The 10,275-nt window shown below is 69.3% G+C and carries 7 protein-coding genes; 2 read left to right on the top strand and 5 right to left on the bottom strand.

The features are described 5' to 3' along the window. Positions 1-4: 4 nt before the first annotated feature. Both CFN78_RS07890 and CFN78_RS07885 read right to left on the bottom strand, forming a co-directional pair. On the bottom strand, positions 5-1,189 hold the full coding sequence (locus CFN78_RS07890; RefSeq protein ID WP_094861920.1) for a cytochrome P450: 1,185 nt from the start codon (positions 1,187-1,189) through the stop codon (positions 5-7). 80 nt (positions 1,190-1,269) lie between these two features. Beyond that, positions 1,270-2,160, bottom strand: coding sequence for an SAM-dependent methyltransferase (locus CFN78_RS07885; RefSeq protein WP_094861919.1), 891 nt, complete (start codon positions 2,158-2,160; stop codon positions 1,270-1,272). A gap of 103 nt (positions 2,161-2,263) precedes the next feature. Between CFN78_RS07885 and CFN78_RS07880 the strand changes: the two genes are divergently transcribed. Further along, positions 2,264-3,766, top strand: coding sequence for an ArnT family glycosyltransferase (locus CFN78_RS07880; RefSeq protein ID WP_165777477.1), 1,503 nt, complete (start codon positions 2,264-2,266; stop codon positions 3,764-3,766). A 122-nt stretch (positions 3,767-3,888) separates the two neighbouring features. Here CFN78_RS07880 and CFN78_RS07875 read toward each other — a convergent pair whose 3' ends face one another. Continuing rightward, entirely contained in the window at positions 3,889-5,655 is a 1,767-nt protein-coding gene (locus CFN78_RS07875) for an ABC transporter ATP-binding protein (protein WP_094861917.1), read from the bottom strand. After that, positions 5,652-7,385, bottom strand: a complete 1,734-nt coding sequence (locus CFN78_RS07870) for an ABC transporter ATP-binding protein (RefSeq protein WP_094861916.1) — start codon at positions 7,383-7,385, stop codon at positions 5,652-5,654. The genes CFN78_RS07875 and CFN78_RS07870 overlap by 4 nt, the downstream gene beginning before the upstream one ends. Positions 7,386-7,574: 189 nt before the next feature. Here CFN78_RS07870 and CFN78_RS07865 point away from each other — a divergent pair, with 189 nt between their 5' ends. After that, positions 7,575-8,825 (top strand): nucleotide disphospho-sugar-binding domain-containing protein, encoded by a 1,251-nt coding sequence (locus CFN78_RS07865; protein ID WP_094861915.1) that lies wholly within the window; start codon positions 7,575-7,577, stop codon positions 8,823-8,825. A gap of 247 nt (positions 8,826-9,072) precedes the next feature. Here the strand turns inward: CFN78_RS07865 and CFN78_RS07860 are convergent, their stop codons facing one another. Then, positions 9,073-10,275, bottom strand: coding sequence for a DegT/DnrJ/EryC1/StrS family aminotransferase (locus tag CFN78_RS07860; protein ID WP_094861914.1), 1,203 nt, complete (start codon positions 10,273-10,275; stop codon positions 9,073-9,075).

The raw sequence follows: 10,275 nt of genomic DNA, 5'->3' as shown, positions 1-10,275 counted from the left end.
CCCGCTACCAGGTGACCGGAAGCCAGGCCAGTGACGAGGACAGGCGTTCCTTGAGCTTCTCCGGGTCGCCGAGCTGGTCGGGCGACACCGCCAGGGACAGGGTCGGCATTCGGCTCAACAGCGCGGAATACACCGTCGCCAGCTCCATCCGGGCCAGGGGTGCGCCGACGCAGTGCCAGGCACCGTGGGCGAAGGCGAGGTGTTGGTTGGGCGAGCGGTGGAAGTCCACCACCCGCGGATCGGCGAACTGCCGCGGATCGTGGTTGGCCATCGCGAAGTCCAGCAGCACCAGCTCGCCGGTACGAATGTGCTCGCCGCCGACCTCGAGGTCCTCGAACGCGTAGTGCGGCTGCCAGGCCCCGCCGACGGTGGCCGTGCGCAACAACTCCTCGACCGCGCCGGGCAGCAGGCCGGGATCGTCGACCAGCGCCGAACGCAGGTCCGGCCGGGTCAGCAGCCGGGCGATTCCCGTCCCGATGTGCGAGGAGACGCTCTCGTGCCCAGCGACGAACAGCATGTACATCACCGTTGCCACCATTACGTCCTCGTCGGCCACGGCAGCCACCGTCGAGATCACGTCGTCGGCGGGGTTCTGGCGTTTCCACGCGGCCAGGTCGATCAGGTGCCCGAACAGCTCGGTCTGCCCACTGGACTGCTCGTCGTCCCGGTAAGCCCGGCTGAGCAGTTCACCCAGCGATTCCCGTTCCTCCTCCGGTACCCCCATCACCTCGCACAGCGCCCGCAGCGGTACCGGCAGCACGAACGTCGGCAGCAGATCCACCGGCTGCGGTTGGCCGAGCACGTGGTCGATCGCGTCGTGCACGATCGACTCGATCCGGGGACGCAGCGCCGTCATGCGCTTCTGGGTGAAGAACGGGATCAGCAGCGAACGCATCTGCGTGTGCACGGTGTGCGGGTCGTCCCCGCCCATGCTGGCGACCATCTCGAAAACCGGGTTGTCGGTGAGCCTGCTCGCGTCCGTGGGACTCGGGTGCGAACGGACCAGCCGACGGTCGAGCATCAGCTCCCGGATCTCGGCCGCCCCGAGGACCAGCCAGCTCTCCTCGCCGGTGTGGGTCCGCACTCGCCAGATCGGCTTCTCGGCCAGCATCGCCCGCAGGGTGGGATTATCCCCGAGCACGGGTGACCACAACGTCTCCAGGGCCGGCAACTCCTTCGGCACGGTCATGCCCGTCCTTTCGTCTCGCTCGCGTCGAGTCTGGACGCGCAGATCTCGGCAAACCCCCAGACGTGCAAGGAAATCCGCGCTCAGTGCGGCTTCTCGGCGACCGCGACCACGTAGTCCAGCAGGCTCAGCTCACGGCGGATCAGTTCGGTGTCCGCCCACTCCCGCTCGACGGTGCGCGCGATCTCCGGGGCCACGGCGGCGCGCGCCCGGTCGTCGTTGGCCAGCGTGCTCCAGTACCGGTACCAGGGTTCCCAGGTGTGCTCGCGGATCGAGGTGACCACCCCGTCGACGAAACCGGCTTCGGCCAGCCGCCGGGCGTAGCTCTCCCGGTCGTACCAGTTCTCGTCCGGGACACCGACTCGGTAAAGGCTGAACCGCGGGCTGCGAAAGACCTTGCGGGGGGTGGACTCGTCCAGCGGAATGGTGTCCACGGTGGCCAGCACGCCGCCGGGGCGCAGCACCCGCAGTGCCTCGCGGAAGAAGTCCGCCCGGGTGTTGAAGTGCAGCGCGGCGTCCAGTGCGACGACCCGGTCGAACGAGTCGTCGGGGAAACGCAGCTCGGTCGCCGTACCGACGGTGAAGCGCAGCCGCTCGGCCACGCCCTCGGCGGCCGCCCTCGCCTTGGCCGCCTCGATCTGGTGCGGGGTCACGTCGAGCGCGTGGATGACCTCAGGCTCCTTCTCCTGCAGCCACAGGAAGTCCTGGTCGCCGTAGCCGCAGCCGACGTCCAGGACTCGCTGTCCCGGCTCGAATCGGGCCGAGTCGGCGAGCAGCCCGGCGATCGCGTTCCCCGCCTCGTCCACTGTGGTCCGATCGGAGGCCCAGTAGCCGATGTTGATGTACCGCGTGGCCCGGTCGGCGAACTGACTGCGCGGGTCGGGCAGCTCGTAGAACCGCCGCACCCGCTGATCGGGGTTCCTGGTGGTAACCGCACGGACGATCTTGCCGATATTCCTCACCCTGGTCAGCATGTTCACCGACGTTAGGTTCTGCGAACTAGGTGTTCACCGAGTGCCATGGGGTTCTACTGGTTCCAGGCGGGCTCGCGCCGTTCCACGACCACTCGGAGAGCCGATGACCCGGACCGAGCAGACCAACACTGTTCGAGACCAAGTACCCGCTTCGCTGCCACCGTTCGCCCGGTGGCCGGTGTTCGGCCTCGCCGGCGGGCTGGCCGTGCTGCTTCTGATCACCGCGTCCCGGTACGGCTACATCGGCGACGAGCTGTACTTCCGGGTGATCGGCGGGCATCTGGACTGGAGTTTCCCGGATCAGCCACCGCTGGTTCCGCTGCTGGCCGGCGCGATGGACAGCGCTTTCCCCGGCTCGATCCTGGCGCTGCGGCTGCCGGCGATCCTGTGCACCGCCGCCGGAGTGGTGGTGTGTGCCCTGTTGGCCCGCGAACTCGGCGGCTCCACCAAGGCTCAGGTTCTCGCCGCGGGCGCGTTCCTGTGCTCTCCGTTCATGGTCCTGTTCGGCCGCTACCTGCTGACCTCGACGCTGGACGTCACGCTGAGCGCGGTGCTGACGCTGCTGCTGGTCCGATGGCTGCGTACCCGCGCGGACCGGCTGTTGCTGTTCGCCGCCCTGGTCTGCGCGGTGGCCCTGCAGGCGAAGATGATGATCGTGATCGTGACGGCTGCGTTGATCGTGGCGTTGGCGGTCTGCGGTCCCCGGGCGCTACTGACTCGCCGCCCGCTGTGGATCGGCGCGGGAATCGCGGCGCTGACCGCCGTTCCGATGCTGGTCTGGCAGGCCGGCCACGGCTGGCCGCAGTTGCGGATGGGCGACGTGCTGGATGGGGCGGCGGAGGACAAGGCGTTCGGTTCCGGACCGCTCGGCTTCTTCCTCGATGCGGCGATGATGTGCGGGGTGGCCGGCACCTTGCTGCTCGGCTACGGGTTGGTCCGGATTTTCCGGGACCGGGAACGACGGTTCCTCGCGGTCGCGTTCGGCCTGCTGGTCGCCTTGTTCGCGGTACTGGGCTGGAGCGGGTACTACATCGCCGCGCTGTTCCCGGTGTTGTGGGCCGCCGGGGCGGTCGGCCTTGAGGGAGTTCGGGAGCGGTGGGCCTCCATGGTGGTGTGGTTGACGCTCGTGGTGTCGCTGGTGATTCAGGTGGTCAACCTGCCGGTGCGCCCGCTGGCCGACGTGGTGGATTCCGACTTCCGGTTCGACGTGTCCGCGACCGCAGGCTGGCCGGAACTGGTCGCCGACGTCGCCGAGGACTACCAGCTCCTGCCGGCGCGGACCCGCGAGCGCACAGCGATCGTGTCCGGTACCTACGAGCTGGCCAGCGCCATCGACCGGTACGGCCCTGACCACGACCTGCCCCGGACCTACAGCCCCTACCTTGGTCTGTGGTATGTGGCGACCCCACCGGAGAGCGCCGAGACGGTGCTGCACATCGGCGATCCGTCGCCGACGTTGCGCGCCGCGTTCGGCTCCGCCGAGCAGGTCGGCAGTACCGACAACGGGCTCGGCGTGGAGAACTCCTTCCAGGGGCTCCCGGTCTGGGTGCTGAGCGACCGGAAGACCTCCTGGTCCCAGCTGTGGCCACAGCTGCGCGTCCCCTGAGGCAGCAGCTGAGGAACCGGAGAACAATGCTTGTGGCCGGGCCACGTTCACGAACCGCGCCTGCCAAGACGGTGCGCGTTCTCCGGCACGCACTGGCAAGGAACCGGCGCGCTCCGGCCCCGTCAGGCGAGCGTCGTCCTGTCGGGAAAGAGTTGCGCGGCGTGCAGCCTGGCATACCGCCCGCAGAGGTCGAGCAGTTCGTCGTGGGTCCCGCGCTCGACGATCCGGCCGTCCTCCATGACCAGGATCAGGTCGGCATCGCGCACCGTGGACAGCCGGTGGGCGATCACCAGACTCGTCCGCCCGGCGCGCACGGCGGCCATCGCCCGCGCGACGAGCAGCTCGCTGCGGGTGTCCACCGAACTGGTCGCCTCGTCCAGCAGCAGGATCGCCGGATCGGCCAGCAGCGCCCTGGCCAGGTTGATCAACTGACGCTCTCCGGCGCTGATCCCGGCCGACTCACCGAGCACGGTGTCGTACCCGTGGGGCAACGTCCGCGCGAACCGGTCGACACCGGTAGCCCTTGCCGCCGCGAGCACCTCCGCGCGAGTGGCCCCGGCCCGGCCGTAGGCGATGTTCTCGGCCACCGTGCCGTGGAACAGCCAGGGCTCCTGCGGTACCAGACCCGTAAACGCCCGCACGTCTTCGCGGTGCATCGCGGCGATGTCCGCTCCGTCCACGGTGATCCGGCCGGAGTCCACCTCGTAGAAGCGAGTCAACAGGCCGGCCAGGGTGGTCTTGCCACCGCCGGTCGAACCGACCAGGGCGACGGTCTGGCCGGGCTCGATGGTCAGCGACTGATCCTCGATCAGCGGGGTCGCCGGGTCGTAGCGGAAGGAGACCCGCTCGAAATGGACCCGGCCACTCCCGCGCCCCCGGGACCGACGACGCGGTGGGTCCGGGCTCTGCTCCGGCGCGTCCAGCAGAGCGAAGATCCGCTTGGCCGACGCCAGGCCGGACTGCACGTCACCGACCAGCGCGGCCAGCATCCCGGCGTCGTTGCCGAACCTGCCGCAGTAGAGAACGAACGCCTGGATCTGGCCGACGGTCAGCGCCCCGCTGATCACCCTCGCCGCACCGACGGTGGCGATCAGCACGTAGATCAGGTTGGTGACCAGGAACGTCACCGGTTCGATGGATCGGGCGTCGGTCTCGCCCCGCGTTCCCGCCTCGAACACGGCGGTGTTGCGCTCGGCGAAGGCGCGTTCGACCTGCTCGCGCCGGCCGAACGTGGCGACCAGCGAGTGCGCGGCGTAGGTCTCGTCGACCTGGCTGGCGAGCGCGCCCAGCGCGGCGCGTTGCCGGACGAAGTCAGTCTGCGCGCGCCGGGCGATCCGCGCGGTGAGCACACCGGCCATCGGCATGACGCACAGCACGATCACGGCGAGCAGCGGGGAGACGACGAACATCATCGTCACACCGCCCAGGACCGCGAACCACCGCACCGCGAGTTGTTCGATCACCTGCTGCAGTCCCTGTTGGAGCAGGTCCATGTCGTTGGTGAGCCGGCTGACCAGGTCGCCGCGGGAATGCCGGTCGAAGTGGCTCAGCGGCAGCCGGGCGAGTTTGGCCGAGGTCCGTTCCCGCAGGTCGAACACCACCCGCCGGACAACGTGCGCCGCGATCCTGGCCTGCGCCCCGGCCAGCACGGCCCCCACCACGTAGAGCCCGGCCAGCGACAGCAAGGTCCGGCCGAGCGCGGCGAAATCCACCCCGTTTCCCCGGACTCCGGTCAGCACCAGGTCGGTCGCCCCGCCCAGGACCATCGGTGCCACCAGCGCGATCAGGGTCGTCCCCGCCATACCGGCCACCACCAGCGCGACGATCCGGCCACGGTAGGGCGCCAGCTCGCCGAGTAGCCGCCGAACCGCCCCCGACTTGCCGCTCATCGGGCCACCGGCCCGATGAGCTGAGAGCCGACGATGTCCCGATACGTCTCACACCCGGCCAGCAACTCGGCATGTGCGCCGCAGCCCACGACCCGGCCGGCGTCCAGCACGACGATCCGGTCAGCGTCCTGAATGGTGCTCACCCGCTGGGCCACCACGAGTACCGCCGCGTCCCCGGTGCGCGCACGCAGGCCGGTCCGCACGCCGGCTTCGATCACCGGGTCCAGTGCGGAGAAGCAGTCGTCGAACAGGTAGACCCGGGGCCGGCGCAACAGCGTCCGCGCGATGGTCAGCCGCTGGCGCTGCCCGCCGGAGAGGTTCCCGCCACCGTGGGTGATCTCGGCATCCAACCCACCTGGCAGGCCTTCCACCACCGCCCGTGCGTGTGCGGCCTCCAGCGCGTCCCACAGCTGGCCGTCGGTGGCCGCCGGCTCGCCGAAACGCAGGTTGTCCGCGACGGTGCCGTCGAACAGCCGGGTGTGTTGCGGCACCACCCCGAGCGTGTCCGTCAACTCGCCGACGTCCAACTCCCGCACGTCCACCCCGTTTACCAGCACCGAGCCCGCGGTGGGGTCGACGCGCCGACAGATCAGGTTGACCAGGGTCGTCTTGCCGCTGCCGGTGCCGCCGACCACCGCGACGCGCTCACCCGGCCGCATCGACAGGTCGACTCCGGTCAGCGCCGGCAACTCGGCCCCGGGATAGCGGAACTCCACACCGCGCAACTCCACCGTCCCGGCCGGCCCTGCCGAACATGCCGGCGAGGCCGGTTCGGGCAGCTCCGACTCCGTGCGCAGAACCTCACCGATCCGCCCGGCGGAGACCTCCGCCCGCGGAACCGCCAGGAACACGAACGTGGTCATGGTGATCGACCAGGTGATGAAGACCAGATACTCGACGAACGCGTTGACCGTGCCGATGCCCACCGCCCCGTCCTCCAACCGGCTCGCGCCGAGCCACACCACCCCGGCGGTGGCCAGGTTGGAGATCAGGGCGATGGTCGGGAACATGGTCGCCATCAGGCGACCGGCACGCAACGAGTAGGCGAACAGGTCGGTGTTGGTCGCGGTGAAGCGATCGCGTTCGTGGTTGTCCCGGCTGAACGCGCGCACCACCCGCACTCCGGACAGCCGCTCGCCGACGATCCGGTTCAGTCTGTCCACATCAGACTGAAGACGGCCGTACATCACGGACAACCTGGACCGGACGAACCAGATGACGACCGCGATGACCGGAATCAGCGCGGCCAGCGCGGCGCCGAGCTGGAGGTCCTGCCGTAGACCGAGCACGACGCTGGCCAGACAGATGAACACCGCGGAAGCCAGTGTGGTCAGCCCGGCGAGTACGACGCCCTCGACCTGCTGGACATCGTTGACGCTACGGGTCGACAGCGAGGCGGGGCCGAAGGTGTCGACCTGGCGGCCGGAGAGGGTCAACACCCGGGAGAACAGCGCCGCCCGCAGGTCCCGGCCAAGACCCATCGCGGCCCTGGCCGCGAACCGGATCGAGGCGACTCCTGCCACCATGGCCAACCCCGCGACCAGCACCATCAACCCGCCGACCAGCACGATGTACCGGTGGTCGCCGCCGATCACGCCGCGGTCGATGATGCTGGCGTTGAGTGTGGGCAGCAGCAACAGCGTCACCACCTCCACCAGTTGCAGGGCCGCCGCCGCCGCGACCGCACGCCGATGCGGCGGCAGGTGCCCGCGCAGCAAACCGGTCAGCACGTGGCCGCCCCAGCGTGGTCCGGGACCTCGAAGCTGAGCTTCATGGCTCTCTTGATCCCACGGCTGGGCCAGGAAAACCCCCAGTCTCCCGAACACCGAGCGCGTGCGATCGCGGACTAGGCATTCACCCACCGAATACTTCCTAGGCTGTGGGCCGGATCGGTTCGCAGCCCGACGAGAGGCAGACGTATGCGCGCGCTGTTCGTGGTGTCGTCCTGGGCGGGGCACTACTACCCGCTCGTTCCTCTGGCGTGGGCGATGCGCGCCGCCGGCCACGAGATCCAGGTGATGTGCACCGAGGTCGACGCCGCCCACCTGACCCGCGCCGGGCTGCACCCGGTCCCCGTGCTGTCCGGCATCGACATGCTCAAGCAGGGCCGGATATCCAATGTGCTCGCCGCCTACACCGGCAACTGGCCATACCAGGAACCACCGCCACATCCCGAAACCTGCGAGCCGATCGACAAGGAGACCTTCGATCTGGAGCAGGTGTGGCAGACGATCCAGCAGTCCATGTCGGACAGCGCCGAACGCAGTTGCGAGGCGGCCCGGGACTACGTCGCGGCCTGGCGACCGAATCTGGTGGTGCACGACCTGCTCAGCTGCGAGGGACCGCTCGCCGCGCATGCGTCCGGCGTTCCCAGCGTGCTTCACCTGTGGGGTCCGACCGGCACCGAGGACACCCTGGAGTCCATCGGCGGATTCGGCTCCAACGAGATGTTCGCCAACATGACGGCCTCGGCGGTGTTCGCCGCCACCCTCGGCGAGGAAACCGTGGCGACGGTGGATCAGCAACTGGGCCACGTGCTGGACCCGTGCCCGCCGCAGCTGAGCCCGAACACCAAGGGCATCCGCGCACCCATCAGGTACGTGCCGTACAACGGCGCCGGTGCCGTGCCACACGAACTTCTCGACCAGAACGAGCGCAAGCGGGTCTGTGTGGTCTGGGGCCGCTCGGCGACCGCGGTGTTCGGGCAGACGGTGAACAAGATCCGGGAGGCGGTGACCGCCGCGGTCGACCTCGGCGCCGAGGTGCTCCTGCTCGCCTCGGCCGACGACGCCGGTTCGGTCGACCTGCCGGCTGGGGTGCGGACGCTGGTCGAGACGCCGTTGCACCTGGTCCTGCCGCACTGCGACGCGGTCGTGCACTACGTCGGAGCCGGGGTGATGATGACCGCGGCGGCGATCGGCACACCCCAGCTGATGCTGCCGCTGTGCGAGCAGGCCGAGCAGCGACTGTCCTCACGAATCGCCGACACCGGGAGCGGGCTGTCCATCCGCAACTACGAGGCGGACGTCGGGTCCATTCGGGACGGACTGGCCAGGCTCCTCGGCGAGCCGTCGTTCGCCGAGTCCGCGCGCGCGCTGGCTGCCGAGATCGAGCGGATGCCGGCACCCAGTGCCGTCGTACCGCAGTTGACCGAACTCGCCGAGAGCTGAGCCGCCCGGCGAGCGAATCCGGGGCGTCCGGCCACTTACGCGCGAGGTCGGCCCTGCCGGGCCCACTGTGCGTCGATCCTCGCTAGGCACGTCCGACGATGTCGGGGTCGCGGTACTCGCGCCGAGACGATTGCCGATGGCGTTGGTGGAGAGCCCGAGTACGACACCGCCTGCGAGGACTTCCCGCCGCCTTGCCGGCAACCGCCTCGGTCACGAATCCCCATCGACCGAGAATTGTCGGACGCGCCTAAGAGGGTGTGACCGCGGAGCTCACCCGGTCGCCCTGACGGGCGATCCGGCCGATGAGTTCACACAGCTGATCCACTTGTTCAGGTCGCACGCCGGTGCCGGTGGGCAGCGAAATGACCCGTTCGCCGAGCGCCTCCGACCGCGGCAACGGCAACGGCGTGTGTTTGGCGGGATCTCGTACGTACGGCTCCGTGCGGTGGCAACCGGGATGGAAGTGCGTGCGTACCAACACGTTCTCCGCCCGTAACGCGGCCGCCAGCTCGTCCCGGCTGACTCCGGCGACGTCCTGGTCCACCTCCACCACGATGTACTGGTGGTTGACCGAGTCGAACGGCCGCGGTTCGCGCAGCGTCAGCCCGGGCACGTCACGCAGACCGGCACGGTAGCGCTCGTGACGGGCGATGTTGACCGCGATGAGTTCGGACATGTTCTCCAGCGAGGTCAGCCCCATCGCGGCGCACACTTCGGTCATCTTGGCGTTGGTGCCGAGATAGGCGACGTCCTCCCCTTTGCCGCGACCGTAGTTGTGCACCCGTCGCACCCGGTCCGCGAGATCGCCGTCGTCGGTGAGCACGGCTCCTCCCTCGAACGCGTTGACGAACTTGGTGGCGTGGAAGCTGAAAACCTCGGCGGAGCCGAACCCGCCGACCGGCCGGCCGTGGTGCTGGGAGCCGATCGCGTGCGCGCTGTCGAACAGCAGGGGAACATCGTGTTCGGCGGCGAGTTCGGTGAGCTGCTCGACCGGAGCCGGATGCCCCCACAGGTGCACCGCGACGATCGCCGCCGTCCGATCGGTCACCAGACGGCGGGCGTGTTCGGGATCGATGTTGCCGGTCCGCTCGTCGATGTCGGCGAACACCGGAACCAGTCCCTCCCACAACGCCGTGTGCGCCGTGGCGATGAAGGTGAACGAGGGCATGACGACCTCGCCGGTCAGTCCGGCCGAGCGCAGCAGGACCTGCATGGCGACGGAGGCGTTGCAGGTGGCGACGCAGTGCGCGACACCGGCGAGATCGGCGAGTCGTTGTTCGAACTCCGCCACCAACGGCCCGAACGCGGTCAGCCATTTGCGGTCAAGGGCGCCGCGCACCCGATCGAGAAAGGCGTCCTGGTCGAGCACATTGGGCCTGCCGACGTGCAACGCCTCGGTGAACGTCGGTGCGCCGCCGAGCACGGCCAGCTCCGGGTGCCGGATCGTCAT

Origin of the sequence: Amycolatopsis antarctica (assembly GCF_002262875.1) — a bacterium.
Classification (GTDB): Bacteria; Actinomycetota; Actinomycetes; order Mycobacteriales; family Pseudonocardiaceae; genus Amycolatopsis; species Amycolatopsis antarctica.
The sequence above is the reverse complement of the archived record's forward strand: the minus strand, read 5'-3'. Positions and strand labels throughout refer to the sequence as shown.

Bases quoted from the DNA above. Each gene is read 5' to 3' on its own strand.
- CFN78_RS07890 (WP_094861920.1), bottom strand. From the start codon at position 1,189: ATGACCGTGCCGAAGGAGTTGCCGGCCCTGGAGACGTTGTGGTCACCC.
- CFN78_RS07865 (WP_094861915.1), top strand. From the start codon at position 7,575: ATGCGCGCGCTGTTCGTGGTGTCGTCCTGGGCGGGGCACTACTACCCG.
- CFN78_RS07885 (WP_094861919.1), bottom strand. From the start codon at position 2,160: ATGCTGACCAGGGTGAGGAATATCGGCAAGATCGTCCGTGCGGTTACC.
- CFN78_RS07880 (WP_165777477.1), top strand. From the start codon at position 2,264: ATGACCCGGACCGAGCAGACCAACACTGTTCGAGACCAAGTACCCGCT.
- CFN78_RS07860 (WP_094861914.1), bottom strand. From the start codon at position 10,275: ATGACGATCCGGCACCCGGAGCTGGCCGTGCTCGGCGGCGCACCGACG.
- CFN78_RS07875 (WP_094861917.1), bottom strand. From the start codon at position 5,655: ATGAGCGGCAAGTCGGGGGCGGTTCGGCGGCTACTCGGCGAGCTGGCG.